The organism is Nocardia sp. NPDC060255 (genome assembly GCF_042727395.1).
In the GTDB taxonomy this organism is placed as follows: domain Bacteria; phylum Actinomycetota; class Actinomycetes; order Mycobacteriales; family Mycobacteriaceae; genus Nocardia.
Genome location: NZ_JBHXAU010000042.1, coordinates 1 through 17,811, shown reverse-complemented (window position 1 = coordinate 17,811; position 17,811 = coordinate 1). Strand labels below are relative to the sequence as shown.

Annotated in this window: 17 protein-coding genes; 15 read left to right on the top strand and 2 right to left on the bottom strand. The window is 67.2% G+C overall.

Going from position 1 to position 17,811, the window contains the following annotated elements; translation table 11 throughout:
* The first annotated feature begins 144 nt into the window (after positions 1 to 144).
* From dop to ACFWF1_RS42065, 7 genes are all read left to right on the top strand, one after another.
* Positions 145 to 1,644, top strand: a complete 1,500-nt coding sequence (dop, locus tag ACFWF1_RS42095) for a depupylase/deamidase Dop (protein WP_375914356.1) — start codon at positions 145 to 147, stop codon at positions 1,642 to 1,644.
* 160 nt (positions 1,645 to 1,804) lie between these two features.
* A complete protein-coding gene (locus ACFWF1_RS42090; RefSeq protein WP_150404595.1) occupies positions 1,805 to 1,999 on the top strand; it encodes a ubiquitin-like protein Pup in 195 nt (64 codons plus the stop codon).
* Positions 1,996 to 2,856, top strand: a complete 861-nt coding sequence (prcB, locus tag ACFWF1_RS42085) for a proteasome subunit beta (RefSeq protein WP_379290429.1) — start codon at positions 1,996 to 1,998, stop codon at positions 2,854 to 2,856. Before ACFWF1_RS42090 ends, prcB begins: the two co-directional genes overlap by 4 nt.
* Positions 2,853 to 3,623 (top strand): proteasome subunit alpha, encoded by a 771-nt coding sequence (gene prcA / locus ACFWF1_RS42080; RefSeq protein ID WP_379290431.1) that lies wholly within the window; start codon positions 2,853 to 2,855, stop codon positions 3,621 to 3,623. Before prcB ends, prcA begins: the two co-directional genes overlap by 4 nt.
* Before the next feature lie 208 nt (positions 3,624 to 3,831).
* Positions 3,832 to 5,190 carry a Pup--protein ligase gene (gene pafA / locus ACFWF1_RS42075; protein ID WP_186818252.1) on the top strand — a complete coding sequence of 453 codons (1,359 nt, stop codon included), beginning with the start codon at positions 3,832 to 3,834 and terminating at the stop codon, positions 5,188 to 5,190.
* A gap of 45 nt (positions 5,191 to 5,235) precedes the next feature.
* Positions 5,236 to 5,388, top strand: a complete 153-nt coding sequence (locus tag ACFWF1_RS42070; protein WP_379290434.1) for a hypothetical protein — start codon at positions 5,236 to 5,238, stop codon at positions 5,386 to 5,388.
* 130 nt (positions 5,389 to 5,518) lie between these two features.
* Positions 5,519 to 5,911 carry a nuclear transport factor 2 family protein gene (locus ACFWF1_RS42065; protein ID WP_379290436.1) on the top strand — a complete coding sequence of 131 codons (393 nt, stop codon included), beginning with the start codon at positions 5,519 to 5,521 and terminating at the stop codon, positions 5,909 to 5,911.
* Here ACFWF1_RS42065 and ACFWF1_RS42060 read toward each other — a convergent pair.
* A complete protein-coding gene (locus tag ACFWF1_RS42060) occupies positions 5,893 to 6,189 on the bottom strand; it encodes an MTH1187 family thiamine-binding protein (RefSeq protein WP_379290438.1) in 297 nt (98 codons plus the stop codon). The two genes, ACFWF1_RS42065 and ACFWF1_RS42060, sit on opposite strands and share 19 nt — an antisense overlap.
* A gap of 112 nt (positions 6,190 to 6,301) precedes the next feature.
* On the opposite strand from ACFWF1_RS42060, the gene ACFWF1_RS42055 reads away from it, so the two are divergent.
* The 7 genes from ACFWF1_RS42055 (at position 6,302) to ACFWF1_RS42025 (ending at position 14,308) form a co-directional block, all read left to right on the top strand.
* Complete coding sequence (locus ACFWF1_RS42055; protein ID WP_379290440.1) at positions 6,302 to 7,297, top strand: helix-turn-helix transcriptional regulator; 996 nt, start codon at positions 6,302 to 6,304, stop codon at positions 7,295 to 7,297.
* Positions 7,298 to 7,349: 52 nt separating this feature from the next.
* The gene (locus ACFWF1_RS42050; protein WP_379290442.1) at positions 7,350 to 8,324 is read left to right on the top strand and encodes a helix-turn-helix transcriptional regulator; all 975 of its coding nucleotides are present in this window, start codon (positions 7,350 to 7,352) and stop codon (positions 8,322 to 8,324) included.
* The gene (locus ACFWF1_RS42045; RefSeq protein WP_379290443.1) at positions 8,321 to 9,346 is read left to right on the top strand and encodes a 2-dehydropantoate 2-reductase; all 1,026 of its coding nucleotides are present in this window, start codon (positions 8,321 to 8,323) and stop codon (positions 9,344 to 9,346) included. Before ACFWF1_RS42050 ends, ACFWF1_RS42045 begins: the two co-directional genes overlap by 4 nt.
* Positions 9,347 to 9,459: 113 nt before the next feature.
* Positions 9,460 to 9,735, top strand: coding sequence for a Sec-independent protein translocase subunit TatA (tatA, locus tag ACFWF1_RS42040; protein ID WP_357389358.1), 276 nt, complete (start codon positions 9,460 to 9,462; stop codon positions 9,733 to 9,735).
* Between the two features lie 111 nt (positions 9,736 to 9,846).
* On the top strand, positions 9,847 to 10,800 hold the full coding sequence (tatC, locus tag ACFWF1_RS42035) for a twin-arginine translocase subunit TatC (protein ID WP_379290446.1): 954 nt from the start codon (positions 9,847 to 9,849) through the stop codon (positions 10,798 to 10,800).
* A 2-nt stretch (positions 10,801 to 10,802) separates the two neighbouring features.
* Positions 10,803 to 13,505: a DEAD/DEAH box helicase gene (locus tag ACFWF1_RS42030; protein ID WP_379290448.1), complete on the top strand. Its 2,703-nt coding sequence runs from the start codon at positions 10,803 to 10,805 to the stop codon at positions 13,503 to 13,505.
* Positions 13,506 to 13,624: 119 nt separating this feature from the next.
* Positions 13,625 to 14,308 carry a DUF4333 domain-containing protein gene (locus ACFWF1_RS42025; protein WP_379290450.1) on the top strand — a complete coding sequence of 228 codons (684 nt, stop codon included), beginning with the start codon at positions 13,625 to 13,627 and terminating at the stop codon, positions 14,306 to 14,308.
* A gap of 975 nt (positions 14,309 to 15,283) precedes the next feature.
* Here ACFWF1_RS42025 and ACFWF1_RS42020 read toward each other — a convergent pair.
* Entirely contained in the window at positions 15,284 to 16,255 is a 972-nt protein-coding gene (locus tag ACFWF1_RS42020; RefSeq protein WP_379290452.1) for a 5'-3' exonuclease H3TH domain-containing protein, read from the bottom strand.
* Positions 16,256 to 16,426: 171 nt separating this feature from the next.
* Between ACFWF1_RS42020 and ACFWF1_RS42015 the strand changes: the two genes are divergently transcribed.
* Positions 16,427 to 17,554 (top strand): M24 family metallopeptidase, encoded by a 1,128-nt coding sequence (locus ACFWF1_RS42015; RefSeq protein WP_379290454.1) that lies wholly within the window; start codon positions 16,427 to 16,429, stop codon positions 17,552 to 17,554.
* Positions 17,555 to 17,811: the final 257 nt, after the last annotated feature.

Below are 17,811 nucleotides of genomic sequence, written 5' to 3'. Positions count from 1 at the left end.
CGCGCCGACCCGCGGCCAACCGGGTCCTCCGGAAGTACCACCCGCGGTATGAGATTGAATGCGACCAGGGTCCATCACGTCGCCATCCGGCCCGGTGCAGGCAGCCCACGGACTCCGGCCGACGCTGCCCGTTAGGCTCGACCTATGCAGCGCATCATCGGAATCGAGGTCGAGTACGGCATTTCGACCCCAACCGAGCCGTCGGCCAACCCGATCCTCACCTCAACCCAGGCCGTGCTCGCCTACGCCGCCGCCGAGGGTGTGCCGCGCGCGAAACGCACCCGCTGGGACTACGAGGTGGAGTCGCCGCTGCGCGACGCGCGCGGCTTCGACCTGAGCCGGATGAACGGACCGGCGCCGGTGATCGACGCCGACGAGGTCGGCGCGGCGAACATGATCCTCACCAACGGTGCCCGGCTCTACGTCGACCACGCCCACCCCGAATACTCCGCGCCCGAGGTCACCGACCCACTGGACGCGGTCATTTGGGATAAAGCGGGCGAGCGGGTGATGGAGGCCGCCGCACGGCACGCGTCGAGCGTGCCCGGCGCACCGCGCCTGCAGTTGTACAAGAACAACGTCGACGGCAAGGGCGCCTCCTACGGCACCCACGAGAACTACCTGATGAGCCGCGACACCCCGTTCAACCAGATCATCCTCGGGCTCACCCCGTTCTTCGTCTCGCGCCAGGTGATCACCGGCTCCGGCCGGGTCGGCATCGGGCAGTCCGGCGACCACGCGGGCTTCCAGCTGTCCCAGCGCGCCGACTACATCGAGGTCGAGGTCGGCCTGGAGACCACGCTCAAGCGCGGCATCATCAATACCCGCGACGAGCCGCACGCCGACGCGGACAAGTACCGCAGGCTGCACGTCATCATCGGCGACGCCAACCTGGCCGAGATGTCCACCTACCTCAAGGTCGGCACCACCGCGCTGGTGCTCGACCTGATCGAGGCCGGCGAGGACCTGTCCGAATTCCAGCTGGCCCGTCCGGTCACCGCCGTGCACACCATCAGCCACGATCCGACGCTGCGCGCCACCGTCGCGCTCACCGACGGCCGCGAGCTGACCGGCCTTGCGCTGCAGCGGATGTACCTGGATCGGGTGATCAAGTTCGTGGATCGCACCGGCAACGACGACAAGCGCGTGCAGGACATCATCGAGAACTGGGCCATGGTGCTCGATCTGCTCGAGCGCGATCCGATGGAGTGCGCGAGCCTGCTCGACTGGCCCGCCAAGCTGCGCCTGCTCGAGGGCATGCGCCAGCGCGAGGGCCTCGGCTGGGCCGCGCCGAAGCTGCACCTGATGGATCTGCAGTACTCTGACGTGCGGCTGGACAAGGGCTTGTACAACCGCCTGGTGGCCCGTGGCTCGATGAAACGGCTCGTCACCGAGCAGCAGGTGCTGGACGCGATGACCAACCCGCCCACGGACACTCGCGCGTATTTCCGCGGCGAATGCCTGCGCCGGTTCGGCGCCGACATCGCGGCGGCGAGCTGGGATTCGGTGATCTTCGACCTCGGCGGCGATTCGCTGGTCCGCATCCCGACCCTGGAGCCGCGTCGCGGCACAAAGGCGCACGTAGGCAAGCTGCTGGACGGCGTGACCTCCGCCGCCGATCTTGTGGAACAGCTCACAACCTGATCACAAGAGCGCTATCGACTCGGCCCACATCGGCACTTAATACGACACCGTGTCGGTCTGGCTGGGTAGTGTTGAAGAACGAGCACGGACATTGCTCATGACCGGGGCCGTGCTCAGAACGGAGCTCCGGTCATGATGAGGACAGAGGAGGTCGGCTGCCATGGCACAAGAGCAGACCAAGCGCGCCGGGGGCGGCGACGAGGACGACGGTCCGGAGGGAGCGGACGCCGCCGGTCAGGAGCGCCGCGAAAAGCTGGCGGAGGACACCGACGACCTGCTCGACGAGATCGATGATGTGCTCGAGGAGAACGCCGAAGACTTCGTCCGTGCGTACGTTCAGAAAGGCGGCCAGTGACAGTAGGTGACCCCTCGCGTCTCCACCTGGGGTACGCCCTCTCGTCCTTCTCCGAATACCTCCGCATGCACGCTCCGGAAATGTTGCCAGGCAACAAGTTCGGACCGATCGATGGCGCGGCGTTGAGCGCCACCAGTGCGAAGGACATCGCGCCGCATGGCACCACCATCGTCGCGATCAGCTACCGCGGTGGCGTGCTCATCGCCGGTGACCGGCGGGCCACTCAGGGAAACCTGTTGGCCAGCAGGGACATCGAGAAGGTCTACATCACCGACAGCTTCTCCGCGGCCGGCATCGCCGGCACCGCGGGCATGGCCGTCGAGATGGTGCGGATCTTCGCGGTGGAGCTGGAGCACTACGAGAAGCTCGAGGGCGTATCCCTGACCTTCGACGGCAAGTCCAACAAGCTGTCGAAGATGGTGCGCGAGAATTTGCCCGCGGCCCTGCAGGGGCTGGCGGTGGTGCCGATGTTGGTTGGATACGACGTCAATGCGACAGATCCGGACAAGGCCGGTCGCATCGTGTCGTACGACGTGGTGGGTGGACGTAGCGAGGAGCGGTTCGGCTACGCCGCGGTGGGATCGGGTTCGGTCTTCGCCAAGGGGTCGCTGAAGAAGCTGTACGCCAAGGGAATTGATCAGGAGCGCGCGCTGCGCATCGCCGTCGAGGCGTTGTTCGACGCGGCCGACGACGACACCGCGACGGGTGGACCCGATCTGATGCGCGGGATCTATCCGACGGCGATCGTCATCGACGAGGAGGGTGCGGTCGAGGTGACCGAGGACCGTCTCGCGGTGATCGCACGCGGGATCGTCGCCGATCGTGAGGCCGCCGAAGAGGGGAGTGCCCGCGCATGACACTGCCTTATTACGCGTCTGCCGAGCAGATCATGCGCGACAAGACCGAGCTGGCCCGCAAGGGCATCGGCCGGGGTCGCAGCGTGGTGGTCCTGGTGTACGACAAGGGTGTGCTGTTCGTCGCGGAGAACCCGTCCGCGACGCTGCACAAGGTGAGTGAGCTCTACGACCGGGTGGGTTTCGCCGCGGTCGGCAAGTACAACGAGTTCGAGAATCTGCGCCGCAGCGGAATCCTGCAGGCCGACATTCGCGGTTATCAGTACGACCGCCGCGACGTCACCGGCCGTGCGCTGGCCAACGCCTACGCGCAGGTGCTCGGGTCGATCTTCACCGATCAGCTCAAGCCCTACGAGGTGGAGATCTGTGTGGCGGAGGTGGGTTATCCGGAGCAGCAGCCGACCTCGGTGCTGTATCGGATCACCTTCGACGGGTCGATCGTGGACGAGCGCGAATACGTGGTGATGGGCGGCACGACCGAGCCGATCCTCACCGCGTTGAAGGCGTCCTACAAGCCAGGTCTCGACCTGGCCGGCGCGGTCAAGGTCGCGGTGGCGGCGCTGCAGGCGGGCGTCCCCGAGGGCGCCGAGAAGGAAAAGCGGGTGCTCGACGTGAACTCGCTCGAGGTCGCGGCGCTGGAGCAGGGCCGGCCGCGGCGGGCGTTCCGCCGGGTCACCAACTCCGCGCTGGAGCAGTTGCTGAACCCGGCCAAGAAGGGCAAGGCCAAGGCGGCCGAACCGGCGCCTGCGGAGACTCCGGAAACGGAGTAACCACCAGCTGGAACCTCGGGCCCGTGTAGGGGCATACCGCGATCGCGGGTGCCCGTGCACGGGCCCGAAGTCTGTCCGCAGCCGCTGTTCGCGAGGGTGATCCTGGCCACTTCGTTCCGTGCGCCGGACCGAATCGTTGTGAAGACGTATGCGTTCGTGTTGTCCGCAGCCCCACGCGAGCGCATCACATGGCTGTAATGTCGATAGTGTGCAGCGACGAATCATGGGGATCGAGACCGAGTTCGGTGTGACATGCACCTTCCACGGTCACCGTCGGCTGTCCCCCGACGAGGTAGCCCGGTACCTTTTCCGCCGGGTGGTGTCCTGGGGCCGCAGCTCGAACGTGTTCCTCCGCAACGGTGCTCGGCTCTACCTGGATGTCGGGTCCCATCCGGAGTACGCGACTGCGGAGTGCGACAGCCTGCACCAACTGGTGACCCACGACCGAGCGGGCGAGCGGGTCCTCGAAGAGTTGCTGATCGACGCCGAGCAGCGGCTCGCCGAAGAAGGCATCGGCGGCGACATCTACCTGTTCAAGAACAACACCGATTCCGCGGGCAACTCCTACGGCTGCCACGAGAACTTCCTCGTGGTGCGCGCCGGGGAGTTCTCCAGGATCTCCGACGTGCTGTTGCCGTTCCTGGTGACCCGTCAGCTGATCTGCGGTGCGGGCAAGATCCTGCAGACGCCGAAGGCGGCCACGTTCTGCCTGTCCCAGCGCGCCGAGCACATCTGGGAGGGTGTCTCGTCCGCGACCACGCGTTCGCGCCCGATCATCAACACCCGCGACGAGCCGCATGCGGACGCGGAGAAGTACCGCCGCCTGCATGTCATCGTCGGCGACTCGAACATGGCCGAGCCGACCACCATGCTCAAGGTCGGCACCGCCGCGCTGGTGCTGGAGATGATCGAGGCGGGCGTCTCGTTCCGGGACTTCGCCCTGGACAACCCGATTCGCGCCATTCGCGAGGTAAGTCACGATCTGACCGGACGTCGTCCTGTGCGGTTGGCCGGCGGTCGCCAGGCCAGCGCTCTGGACATCCAGCGCGAGTACTACGCCCGCGCGGTCGAGCATCTGCGCAACCGGGATCGCGATCCGCAGATCGATCAGGTCGTCGATCTGTGGGGTCGTACCCTGGACGCCGTCGAGGCGCAGGACTTCGCCAAGGTCGATACCGAAATCGACTGGGTGATCAAGCGCAAGCTGTTCCAGCGCTACCAGGACCGCTACAGCATGGAACTGTCCGACCCGAAGATCGCCCAGCTCGACCTCGCCTACCACGACATCAAGCGCGGCCGCGGCGTCTTCGACCTGCTGCAACGCAAGGGCCTGGCCAAGCGCATCACCGAAGACGAGGCAGTAGACGCCGCCGTCGACACCCCACCCCAAACCACCAGGGCCAAACTCCGCGGCGACTTCATCACCGCCGCCCAGGAAGCAGGCCGCGACTTCACCGTCGACTGGGTCCACCTCAAGCTGAACGACCAGGCCCAACGCACAGTCCTGTGCAAGGACCCGTTCCGCTCGGTCGACGAACGCGTGGACCGCCTGATCGCTTCGATGTAGGAAAAGCGCTACTCGGGCTCCGATAACGCGTCATAGGGTATTGCTATGGCGACCATCTGGATTCGGGATGTTCCGTACGAAGACGTGCACGTGCTGCGTCGCTGTGCCGCCGATGCGGGTGTGTCACTGCAGGATTACCTGCGACAGTGGGCGATCGAGCTCGCGCGGGGTACCGAGGCGGAAGTTCGTGGCGAGTGACGAGTAGCTGGATCGGCTCCTTGCTTCCCCATGAGGCGGGGGCCGAGCGCGCCCTCGGGTGATAGTCGCCGTCGGACTGTTCCGCCGTGTTGGCCTACGCAGTCGCCGTGGCTGTGCCTACCGTGGACGTATGGCAGGCACAGAACTTCTGAACGAGCTGCTCGACGTTGAGCGTAGGGGTTGGGATTCGCTCTGTGATGGCACGGCGGCGGATTTCTACGGCTCCCTGATGACCGGTGATGCTGTGATGGTGCTGGCGCACGGGACGGTGCTGGGGCGGGGCGAAGTTGTTGCCGCGCTCAAAGATTCACCGCCGTGGCGGGCCTACGAGATCCTCGACCCGTGGGTGGTCGACGCCGATGTGGACAGCAAGATTCTGGTCTACACCGGCGTCGCCTACGGCGATGCGGAAGCGCCTGCGTTCCGCGGGATCATGTCGAGCGTGTATCTGCGCGCGGGCGGCGAGTGGAAACTGGCGCTCTATCAGCAGACGCCGATCCCGGATCAACCCTCCGCGAGGTAGCGCTCGACCGTTTCGACCTTCGAGGTGATGGCGTCGGTGACACCGGGGCGGATGTCGGCTTTGAGGACCAAACTGCAGCGTGGGGCGGCGGCCATGACGGCGTCGGTGGCCTGTTTGACGACGGCCATCACCTCGTCCCATTCGCCCTCGAGCGTGGTGAACATGGCGTCGGTGTGGTTCGGCAGGCCGCTGGCCCGTACTACCCGGACGGCTTCGGCGACGGCGCGCCCCACGTCGACGCCCGTGCCGAGCGGAGTCACTGAGAAAGCAACGATCATGCTCCCATCTTGCCGCCTCGAAGCGCGACCATGCCCTGGTGACCGAACTTGTGAGCGAACGAATCGCGCGCCGACGCGCACGTGCGGAGCCAGGCCGATTACCCTCTATCGGGTGGCGATATCCAAGGTCGAGCGGCTGATGAATCTGGTCATCGCGCTGCTGTCGACCCGGCAGTTCCTGACCGCGGAGCGGATCCGGGACAGCGTCGCGGGGTACGAGGATTCGGCCAGCGACGAGGCGTTCAGCCGGATGTTCGAGCGGGACAAGAACGAGCTGCGTGACCTGGGCATACCCCTGGAGATCGGGCCGGTCGGCAAGTACTCGTCGGTCGAGGGCTACCGGATCAACCGGGACGCCTACGAGCTGCCCGAGATCGATCTATCCGATGAGGAAGCCGCCGCGGTCGCGGTCGCCGTGCAGATGTGGGAATCGCCGGAGCTGTCCGCCGCCGCGGACGGCGCGTTGCTCAAGCTACGTGCCGCGGGCATTCATGTGGAGACCGACGCGGCCGTGGCTTCGGTGCCTGCGGTCCCCGCGCGGACCCGCGGCTCGGAACCGGTACTCGGCAAACTGCTCGCCGCGATCGACGCGGGCCAAGCGGTGCGTTTCGAGCATCGCGGCGCGATCAATGCCCCGTACCTGATGCGTGATGTCGAACCGTGGGGTGTGGTGACCCGGCACGGCCGCTGGTATCTCGTCGGGCACGACCGGGCCCGCGATGCGGTCCGCAGCTTCCGGTTGTCCCGGATCGGCGACGACGTGACCGCCTACGGTCCGGAAAACGCCGTCAGCAAACCGGACGGTATCGACCTGCGCAAGATCGTCGACACGGTCACCAGTTCGGCACCGGTCAGCGGCACCGCGACCGTGTGGGTGGCCGACGGCCGCGGCCGCGAGCTGCGCCGGATCGGCCAGGTGACCGGCGAACGCACCATCGGCGGCCGGGTCGGCGCCGTGATCGAGCTGCCGGTGCGCTCCCGCGACTGGATCGCCCGCCTGATCACCGGCCTCGGCCCGGACGCGGTCGTGCTGGCCCCGGAGGAACTGCGCGCGGATGTGGTCGCCCGCCTGCGTTCGGTCTTCGATCGCACGGAGGTCACCGCGTGAGCGAGCGAACCGTCGACGCGGCACCGGGACCGGGCGTCAGCGAGGTGCGCGCGTGAATTCCAGACTGTCCGTTCGGCTTTCGCGGCTGCTGAACATGATCCCGTACTTCATCGCGCACCCGGGCATCAGCGCCGCGGAGGCCGCCGCCGATCTCGGCGTCACCACCAAGCAGCTGATGAGCGACCTGAACCAGCTGTGGATGTGCGGCCTGCCCGGCTACGGCCCCGGCGACCTGATCGACCTGTCCTTCTCCGAGGAGAGCATCGAGGTCACCTTCTCGGCCGGCATCGACCGCCCGCTGCGCCTCACCTCCACCGAGGCGACCGCGCTGCTGGTGGCGCTGCGCTCCATCGTGGACATGCCGGGCATGGTCGACCCGACCGCGGCCCACGCGGCCATCGCGAAGATCGAATCGGCCATCGTCGGCGGCTCCGGCGCCGAACCCGACGGCCACCGCACTCCGCCGACCGAGGCGCCCGCCGTCGCCACGGTGCGCTCGGCGTTGGCCAGGCAGCGCGCGCTGCGCCTGGTCTACTACTCGGCGAGCCGCGACGTCGTCACCGAACGGGTCGTCGATCCGATCCGAATTGTCTTGGTGGACAACAACAGTTACCTGCAGGCCTGGTGCAGGCAGGCCGAAGGGGTGCGCCTGTTCCGGTTCGACCGGATCGAGGCCGCCACCGAACTCGACGAACCGGCCAGGCCGCCGAGTCACGCCACCGAGGAATCCGCAGCACTCGACCTGTTCCAGGACGACCCCGCGGTTCCGTTGGCGCGCTTGCGAATTCGCGGCGACTACGCCTGGGTGCTCGACCAGTACCCGATGAACCGGATCGCGGTACACCCCGACGGCAGCCTGGAGGCGACCATGCGGTTCGCCACGCTGGACTGGATGGCCCGCCTGCTACTCGGCTTCGGTTCCGGCGTAACGGTTCTCGGCCCGCCGGAACTGGTCGCCGCGGTGCGCGAGCGCTCCAACGCCGCACTGGCCGCCTACGCGGCGGCCGGATTCGAGGCGGCCGGGTGACCAGCCGGATCATGGTGATCGGTGCGGGCAGCATCGGCCTGTTCGTCGGCGGCAAACTGGCCGTGGCGGGGGCCGACGTCACGTTCGTCGGCAGGCGGCGGATGCTCGACGAGATCACCGCGTCCGGTCTGCGGCTCACCGACCTGGACGGCGGCGACGATTCGCTGCCCGCCGGGCGATTCCACACGGCTACCGAGCCGGACGATGTCGGCTCGGCCGATCTGGTGCTGGTCGCGGTGAAATCGGCCGCGACCGCCGACGCGGTACGCGAAGTCACCGGCAAGATCCGGCCGGGCACGGTGGTGCTGAGCCTGCAGAACGGCATCGGCAACGACACGGTGATCAGGGAGATCCTGCCCCATTGCGTGGTGCTGGCCGGGATGGTGATGTTCAACGTGGTGCATCACGAGGGCGGCCGGTTCCATCGCGGCACCGAGGGCGTGCTCGCCGTGCAGGACGATCCCGGCCTCACGCCGTTCCTCGGCGTCTTCGAACAGGCCGGTCTCGCGCTGCGTCGCTACCCTGACCTGCGTCCGGTCCAGTGGGCAAAACTGCTGCTGAACCTGAACAACCCGATCAACGCCCTGTCCGGGCGGCCATTGCGCGAGGAACTCGCCGACCGCAACTATCGCCGCTGCCTGTCGCTGGCCCAGCGGGAAGCGCTGGCGGTGATGAACAGGGCACGAATCACACCAGCCCGCCTGACACCGTTGCCACCAGCGGTGGTGGCGACGCTGCTGACCGTCCCCGACGGTATTTTCCGGCGGGTGTTCGGTCGGGTGCTCGCCGTCGATCCGATGGCCCGCTCGTCCATGGCGGACGATCTCGCGCTCGGCCGCAAAACCGAAATCTCTTGGCTCTGTGGCGAAATCGTCGGTCTGGGCACGATGGTCGGGCTGCCGACGCCGGTGAATCAGCGGCTGATCGAACTGATCGTCGCGGCCGAGCAGGGCGACCGGCGCACCTGGACCGGTGCGGAACTGTACGAACAACTGCGGACCGCGCACGCGAGCGGCCGTTGAGAGTGTGCGTACGGCTCGGCTGAACGCTGGGCCAACGCGGGCCGGACGGTGCGTTCACGCACGTCACCCTCCGGTAGCATCAGAACCATCACCAGTCTTGGGAGGTAATAATCATGGGCAGTCTGAGCATCTGGCACTGGCTGATCATTGCGGTCGTTTTCGTGATGTTCTTCGGTGCCAAGCGGATGCCCGACGCGGCCCGCAGCCTGGGTCGGTCGCTGCGCATCTTCAAGAGCGAGGTCAGTCAGATGCAGAACGAGGGCAAGGAGTCCGACAGCGCGTCGGCCGCTCCGGTGCAGCAGCCCGCGCAGCAACTGCCTGCCGCACAGCCGGTGACCCCGTCGGTCACCCAGCAGCCGCAACCCCAGGCCGAGCCGAAGACGCTCTGAGCGTAATGCTCGTCCCGGAGTGAGCAGGAACTCACTCCGGGCATTGTGCTGTTGTATTCAGCACTCGCCAGCTCAATAGCCGAGCTTCCGACCCAGGGGCAATCACCAGCCATGCGAATCCCGTTCGATCCCCGGCAGAGCAAGCGCCGGACCAACCCCGACGGCACGATGTCGTTGGTCGAGCATCTGCAGGAACTGCGCTATCGGTTGCTCGTCTCGATCGCCGCGGTCATCGTCACCACCGTGCTCGGGTTCATCTGGTACGAGTACGGGTTCCTCGGCGTCGAGAGCCTCGGCGACATTCTGCGCGGGCCCTATTGTTCGCTGCCGGATTCGTCACGCGCCGCGATCAGCCCGGACGGCACCTGCAAGCTGCTCGCCACCGCGCCGTTCGAGCAGTTCACCCTGCGCTTGAAGGTCGGTATGACCGCGGGCATCGTGCTCGCCGCGCCGATCTGGCTCTACCAGTTGTGGGCGTTCATCACACCCGGCCTGTACGCGAAGGAACGCAAGTACGCGGTCGGCTTCGTGTCGACCGGCACGGTGCTGTTCGCGACCGGCGCCACGTTGGCGTATGTCGTTGTCGCCCATGCCTTGAGCTTCCTGCTCTCGATCGGCAACAACGTCCAGATCACCGCGCTGAGCGGCTCGCAGTACTTCGGCTTCATCATCCAGCTGCTCGTCATCTTCGGCGTGAGCTTCGAAACACCGCTGCTGATCATCGGATTGAACCTCATCGGGGTGCTCACCTACGCGCGGCTCAAGGCGTGGCGGCGCGGAATCACGTTCGGGCTCTTCGTGTTCGCGGCCATCGTGACCCCGCAGGACCCGTTCTCCATGCTCGCGCTGGCGATCGCGCTGACGGTGCTGTTCGAGGTCGCGATCCAGTTCTCCCGGATCAACGACATCCGCAGGGCCCGCAGGGAAGAGGCGAGCCTGGCCGCGCTGGCCGACGAAGAGGCGTCCTCGATCACCGGCCCCGACCCGATCGACCCGACCGACTCGCTGGTGACGCCCCCGGATAAAACCGGGCGGTCGATGTCGGACTACTCCGATACCCTCTGACGGTGACACATCACCGGTCGCATACGGGCGAGCTAGCGAAGTTTTCCACCGAGCTGAAGTTCAGCCTGGATCCTTTCCAGCGCACCGCCTGTGCGGCACTCGAAGAGGGGCACAGCGTCCTGGTTTGCGCGCCGACCGGTGCGGGCAAGACCGTGGTCGGCGAGTTCGCCGTGCATCTGGCGCTCGCCGCGGGCGGTAAGTGCTTCTACACCACGCCGATCAAGGCGTTGTCGAACCAGAAGTTCGCCGACCTGACCGAGCGTTACGGGCGCGACAGCGTCGGGCTGCTCACCGGCGACCAGTCGATCAATCCTGGTGCGTCGGTGGTCGTGATGACCACCGAGGTGCTGCGCAACATGCTGTACGCGTCCTCGGACGCGTTGCACGGGCTGTCGTTCGTGGTGATGGACGAGGTGCATTACCTCGCCGACCGGTTCCGCGGCGCGGTGTGGGAGGAAGTGATCCTGCATCTGCCGCCGGACGTGAAGCTGGTCAGCCTGTCGGCGACGGTCAGCAACGCCGAGGAGTTCGGCGCCTGGATGGAGACTGTGCGCGGCGATACCGCGGTGGTGGTGGACGAGACCCGGCCGGTGCCGCTGTGGCAGCACGTGATGGTCGGGCGGCGGATGTTCGATCTGTTCGACACCGATTCCACCGATCAGAAGGTGCTGGTCGACGAGGATCTGGTGCGGTTCATCCGGCAGCGGGAGGCCGCCGATCGGGCGAACAGCTGGGATCGGCCGCGCCACGGGCGTGGTGGTCCGCGTCGTGATTTCCGGCCGTTGCCGCGGCCCGAGGTGCTGGCCAAGCTGGACGAAGAGGGGCTGCTGCCCGCGATCACCTTCATCTTCAGTCGCGCGGGGTGCGACGGTGCGCTGGCGCAGTGCCTGCGTGCCCGGCTGGATTTGAGCCGCGAGGACGACCGCGAACAGGTCGACGAGATTATCGAGAAGCATACCGGTGACCTGCCGAAGGCGGATCTCGAGGTGCTCGGCTTCTGGGAGTGGCGTGAGGCGGTGCATCGCGGGCTGGCCGCGCACCATGCCGGCATGCTGCCCGCGTTCCGGCATACCGTCGAGGAACTGTTCGTCAAGGGTCTGGTGCGAGCCGTATTCGCTACGGAGACACTGGCTCTCGGCATCAACATGCCCGCGCGCACGGTGGTGCTGGAGCGGCTGGTCAAGTACAACGGCGAGTCGCACGCGGAGCTCACTCCCGGTGAGTACACCCAGCTGACCGGTCGCGCCGGACGTCGCGGCATCGACGTCGAAGGTCACGCGGTCGTGCTGTGGCAGCCGGAGGTCGATACGAGCGCGGTCGCCGGTCTGGCCTCGACCAGGACCTATCCGCTGCGCAGTTCGTTCAAGCCCGGCTACAACATGTCGATCAACCTGATCGACCGGATGGGTTCCGCCGAATCGCGTCTGCTGCTGGAGCGTTCGTTCGCGCAGTTCCAGGCCGACCGCTCGGTGGTCGGGCTGGTGCGCGGCATCGAACGTAATGAGGCGCAACTGCGCAAGCTGCGCGATCAGCTCGGCGGCACCGATGGTGACTTCCTGGAATACATTTCGCTGCGCGAGCGGATCAAGCAGCGGGAACGCCAGATCGAACAGCAGGGTCGCTCCGATCGGCGCGGGATCGCGGTCGCCGCGCTGACCGCGTTGCGCCGCGGTGACGTGGTGGCGATTCCGTCCGGGCGACGTGCCGGTCTCGCGGTCATCCTCGAACCCGACGCGACACCGGGCGATCCGCGGCCGCTGGTGCTCACCGAGGACAAGTGGGCGGGCCGGGTGTCGGTCGCCGATTTCCCGGTGCCCGCAGAGACATTGGGGCACATGCGGTTGCCGCGACGGATCGACCACCGCACCGCGCAGACCCGCCGCGATCTGGCGTCGGCGCTGCGCAGCACCGGAATTTCGGCGCCGGGCCGGTCGCGGCGCGGCAAACGCGGTTCGGCCGCCGACGATCGCGAATTGTCGACCCTGCGCCGCAGCCTGCGCTCCCACCCGGCGCACACCCGCGCGGATCGGGAGCAGATGGCCCGCATCGGCGAGCGCTACAACCGGCTGGCCCGGGAAACCGAGACCATGCGCCAGAAGGTTGCCGCCACCACGAACTCGCTGGCCCGCACCTTCGATCGGATCGTCGGGCTGCTGGAGGAACGCGGCTTCGTGCACGAATCCGAGGTGACCGCGGACGGGCGCAGGCTCGCGCGGATCTACTCGGAGAGCGACCTGCTCGTCGCCGAATGCTTGCGGCAGGGGCTGTGGCGTGGGCTCGGTCCGGCCGAATTGGCCGGTGTCGTGTCGATTCTCGTGTTCGAATCCCGCCAGGACGGTGGATATCTCGGCGTCACGGGTCCGACGGAGCCGATCCGGCGGGCGATCGGCGAGACCATCCGGGTGTGGAGCGAATTGCGGGCCGACGAGTCGCGGCACAAGCTGCCGCCGACCAGGGAACCGGACCTGGGTTTCGTCACCGGCGTGCACAAATGGGCGCGCGGCGACGGGTTGGCCGAGTCGTTGCTCGCCAGCGGCGACCAGGCCGCGCCGCTGTCCGCAGGCGATTTCGTGCGCTGGTGCAGGCAGGTGATCGACCTGCTCGATCAGATCCACGGCAGCGCCGACGATCCGGAGGTCGCCTCGACCGCTGCGAAGGCCGTGCGCGCGATCCGGCGGGGTGTCGTCGCGGTGGACGCCGCGTAGCGGATTCGATTGTGATTTGATTTCTTTCGCGTACCGACCGTGGCGGAGGACCTGAGATATCCGACCGTTCCCACGCGGGGGGCTACCGTGTGTACAACGATGCGAGTGGAGGCAACCAGATGAGCGGCCCGTTTGGACCCAGCGAACCCGGGGAGGGACGCAACGATCCCACCCAGCAGTGGGGTGGACAGCAGGCACCCGGCGGGACGCCCCAGTGGGGCCAACCGCAGAGGCCTGCGTCGGCACAGCCGACCCAGCAGTGGGGTGATCAGCAGCCGCCGCAGCAGCCGTGGGCTCCGCAGCCGCAGCAGCCTGCCCAGCCGCAGTGGGGTCAGCAGCCCACTCCGCAGTGGAGCCAGCCCGGTCAGCCGAGCCAGCCGCAGTGGGGTCAGGCGCAGCCGCAGGATTGGCAGCAGGGTCAGCAGCCGCAGCAGCAATGGGGGCAACAGCAGCCGCAGTGGGGCCAGCAGCAGCAACCGCCGCAGTCCGGCGGCAAGGGGAAAGGCCTGGTCATCGGCCTGGTCGTGCTCGGTGTGGTCGTCATCGGCGCCATCATCGCCCTCGTTCTCGTGCTGACCTCCAAGGACAAACTGGACCAGTCCGCCGTCCAGGACGGCGTCAAAAAGGTCCTCACCGACTCCTACGGCATCCAGGACGTCGCCGACGTCTCCTGCCCCTCCGGCCAGGAGGTCAAGGTCGACGCCACCTTCGACTGCAACCTCAAGGTCAGCGGCGAAGCCAAAAAGGTCACCATCAAGATCACCAAGGAAGACGGAACCTACGAGGTCGGCCGCCCCAACTAGGACCGTTTCCCCAACGCCCGGTCGGCCCATTTCCATGGGCCGACCGCCCGCGTCTGTACCCACGCACACCCGAGGTCCGCACTGTTCCGTGCGCGGGCAAAAGCGGCGAACAGCGCCCCCGCCGTGCCAACCCCCGCACCGACTCTCGGGATCTGCACTCGCAATAGGGCCCTATTGCGAGTGCAGATCCCGAGAGAGTGTGCGCGGATTCTGCCATCAGCGAGGCTGCACACCACTTGCGTGAGCTGGGGGTCTCGCTGCGCGCGAATTGTCCAGCTGCGCACGGTATTGCCAGCAATTTCGTGCGCAACTGGCTGAAAGGTGCGCGAGGCCGTGGCGATCCTCACCGGTGCGCAGTGAGCGGCGGGCAAAGAGGCGAACAGCGGGCCCCGCCGTGCCAGCCCCCCGCACCGACTCTCGGGATCCGCACTCGGAATAGGGCCCTAGAGCCAGTGCGGATCCCGAGAGTCAGTGCGGATTCTGCCGTCAGCGAGGCGTATTGGAGGCTGCACACCGCTTGTGTGAGCTGGGGGCTCGCTGCGCGCGAATTGTGCAGCTGCGCACGGTATTGCTAACGATTTCGTGCGCGGCGGGCAAAGAGGCGAGCAGCGGGCCCCGCCGTGCCAACCCCCGCACTGACTCTCGGGATCTGCACTCGGAATAGGGCCCTAGAGTCAGTGCGGATCCCGAGAGTCGGTGCGGATTCTGCCGTCAGCGAGGCGAATTGGAGGCTGCACACCGCTTGTGTGAGCTGGGGGCCTCGCTGCGCGCGAATTGTGCAGCTGCGCACAGAGTTGCAAGCAATTTCGTGCGCAACTGGCTGAAAAGTGCGCGGGGGCGCGGCGATCCGCACCGGTGCGCAGTGGGCGGAGTGGCGCGATGGAAGTCGCCGCGCACGAGTTCTGCTACCGCGCGCGGAATTGCTGGCGATACTGTGCGCGGCGGGCAAAGAGATGCGCGGCGGGCTGCGTTTGTCTAGCCGGTGCGGGTGGCGAGGGCCTTGATTAGGCGGGTGATGGGGCTTTCCGCGTTGTAGGCGGTGGCCAACTCGTGGAGGCGGTCGGGGTTGGCGGGGGTGGTGGGGAGGGTGTCGGGGCGGGAGAGTTCGACTTCGGCGTCGCAGACTACGCGGACTACGGGGGCTGCTGCCTTCAAATAGTCTTCTGCCGCACGGAGTTTGGCGCGGATGCCCTGGGCGAGGTCGGCTTCGGGGTCCTCGACGGCGGCGACGAGTGCCTCCAGGGAACCGAATCGGGTGATCAGGAGCGATGCGGATTTCTCGCCGATGCCCGCGACGCCGGGCAGGCCGTCCGAGGCATCGCCGCGCAGGGTGGCGAGATCGGCGTAGGCGCGGCCCGCATTCTCCAGCGGCACACCGTATTTGGTGGCGACCTCGGCCGGGCCGAACAGCTCGGCCTTGGCCAGTCCGCGGCCCGCGTACAGCACCCGCACGGGCGGCTTCGGCGTATCGCGGACGAGTTGCAGCAGGTCGCGGTCGCCGCTGACAACCACGACGTCGTCGGTGGTCTCGCGGGTCGCCAAGGTGCCCAGCACGTCGTCGGCTTCCAGCCCTTCGGCGCCGCCGGTCGCGATCCCGGCCGCGGCGAGGACCTCCATGATCATGTCGACCTGCGGGGTCAGCGTGTCCGGCACCGTCTCAGCGCCCGGACCCGCGTCGGCAGAGGTATCGAGCCGGTGCGCCTTGTACGACGGCACCAGTTCGACGCGGAAGGTGGGCCGCCAGTTCAGGTCGAGACACACCACCAACCGGCTCGGCGCATGCTTCGTGATCAGCGACGCGACCATATCGGTGAACCCGCGCACCGCATTGACCGATCGCCCGTCCGGCGCGGTGATCTTCTCGGGAATCGCGTGAAAGGCACGGAACCACAGGCTCGCCCCGTCCAGGAGCAACAGCGGTCCACCGGAGGTCGCAGCAGAAGTCACGCGCTGAGGCTACCTCCCACCCCCGACAAACCCCCGGCGATCCGGCCCGATGTGCGAGCCGCCGTGAGCTTGCGCCGCCCGGCATCCCCACCCGAGCCGATCGCGTCCCCACTCGGCGACTACCGGGAGCTCGGGTTCGCGTGAATGGGTCAAACAGGTAACGTCGGATGAATGAGCTCGCATACGGATTCCAGGTTCGCGGCGGACGTTTACGGTAAGCGGTTGGAGCGGGCGGTGGAGCTGATGCGGGCCGCTCATCAGGACGCGTTGTTGATCACGCCGGGCCCGGATCTGCGGTACCTGATCGGGTCGGCCGCCGAGTCGTTCGAACGGCTGACCTGCCTGGTGATCCCCGCCGATGGCGCGACCCCCTCGGTGGTCATTCCGAAACTGGAACTGGCCTCACTGGAAGGATCCGCGGCCGGCGAACTCGGCTTGCAGGTCCTGGACTGGGTCGACGGTGTCGATCCGTACGGCATCGTGAAGTCCGCGTTGCACGCCGGCTCCCGCGTGGCCGTCGCCGACGCCATGCCCGCATTGCACCTGATCCCGCTGGCCCAATCGTTCACCGGCCTGCCCGCCTCCGCCACGCCGGTGCTGCGCGAACTGCGCATGATCAAGGACGCCGCCGAGATCGACGCGCTGCGCCGCGCCGGTGCCGCCATCGACCGGGTGCACGCGCGAATGAGTGAATTCCTGCGGGTCGGACGGACCGAGGCCGAGGTCGGCGCCGATATCGCCGCCGCCATTGTCGAGGAAGGCCACACCGAGGCCGCGTTCGTCATCGTCGGCAGCGGCCCGCACGGCGCCGACCCGCACCACCACGACTCCGAGCGCCGCATCGAATCCGGCGACGTCGTGGTGATCGACATCGGCGGCCCGGTCGACCCCGGCTACTACTCCGACTCGACCCGCACCTACGTCCTCGGCGAACCCGACCCGAAGATCGCAGCTGACTTCGCCGCCCTCGAACAGGCCCAGGCCGCCGCCGTAGCCTCCGTCCGTCCTGGCGTCACCGCCGAGTCCGTCGACGCCGCCGCCCGAAACCTGTTGACCGAAGCCGGTTTCGGCCCCGCCTTCGTCCACCGCACCGGCCACGGCATCGGCCTCTCGGTCCACGAGGAGCCCTACATCGTCGAAGGCAACGACCTGAGCCTGCAGCAGGGCATGGCCTTCAGCATTGAACCCGGCATCTACTTCCGCGGCAACTGGGGTGCCCGCATCGAAGACATCGTCGTGGTTACCGAAGACGGCTGCGAGTCCATGAACCTGCGGCCGCACGGGCTCACGGTTCTGTAACCGCTCACTGCGTCCCGGACCGCACTCGCTCTGGAGCGCAGAGCGAGCACGGTCCGTTCGGCGGCTCGGGGCAGGGTGCTGATCAGCGCTCTGCTTGCCGTGATCACCCGAGATACGTTGCTGGACAGGTGATCACGAGGAAATGGTGTCGTTGGTCTCTCGGGTGGATTCAAGTGGTGGATGCAACACTGCTGATCTGGAGTGTTGATGAGTCATTGGCCGTTGAAGTCTGTCATGCGTCGGTTCTGGGATCTTGT

Excerpts from the sequence above, each read along its gene's own strand:
- prcA (WP_379290431.1), top strand. The coding sequence starts at position 2,853 with ATGACACTGCCTTATTACGCGTCTGCCGAGCAGATCATGCGCGACAAG.
- ACFWF1_RS42065 (WP_379290436.1), top strand. The coding sequence starts at position 5,519 with ATGGCAGGCACAGAACTTCTGAACGAGCTGCTCGACGTTGAGCGTAGG.
- ACFWF1_RS42090 (WP_150404595.1), top strand. The coding sequence starts at position 1,805 with ATGGCACAAGAGCAGACCAAGCGCGCCGGGGGCGGCGACGAGGACGAC.
- tatC (WP_379290446.1), top strand. The coding sequence starts at position 9,847 with ATGCGAATCCCGTTCGATCCCCGGCAGAGCAAGCGCCGGACCAACCCC.
- ACFWF1_RS42070 (WP_379290434.1), top strand. The coding sequence starts at position 5,236 with ATGGCGACCATCTGGATTCGGGATGTTCCGTACGAAGACGTGCACGTG.
- tatA (WP_357389358.1), top strand. The coding sequence starts at position 9,460 with ATGGGCAGTCTGAGCATCTGGCACTGGCTGATCATTGCGGTCGTTTTC.
- ACFWF1_RS42060 (WP_379290438.1), bottom strand. The coding sequence starts at position 6,189 with ATGATCGTTGCTTTCTCAGTGACTCCGCTCGGCACGGGCGTCGACGTG.
- ACFWF1_RS42025 (WP_379290450.1), top strand. The coding sequence starts at position 13,625 with ATGAGCGGCCCGTTTGGACCCAGCGAACCCGGGGAGGGACGCAACGAT.
- ACFWF1_RS42015 (WP_379290454.1), top strand. The coding sequence starts at position 16,427 with ATGAGCTCGCATACGGATTCCAGGTTCGCGGCGGACGTTTACGGTAAG.
- dop (WP_375914356.1), top strand. The coding sequence starts at position 145 with ATGCAGCGCATCATCGGAATCGAGGTCGAGTACGGCATTTCGACCCCA.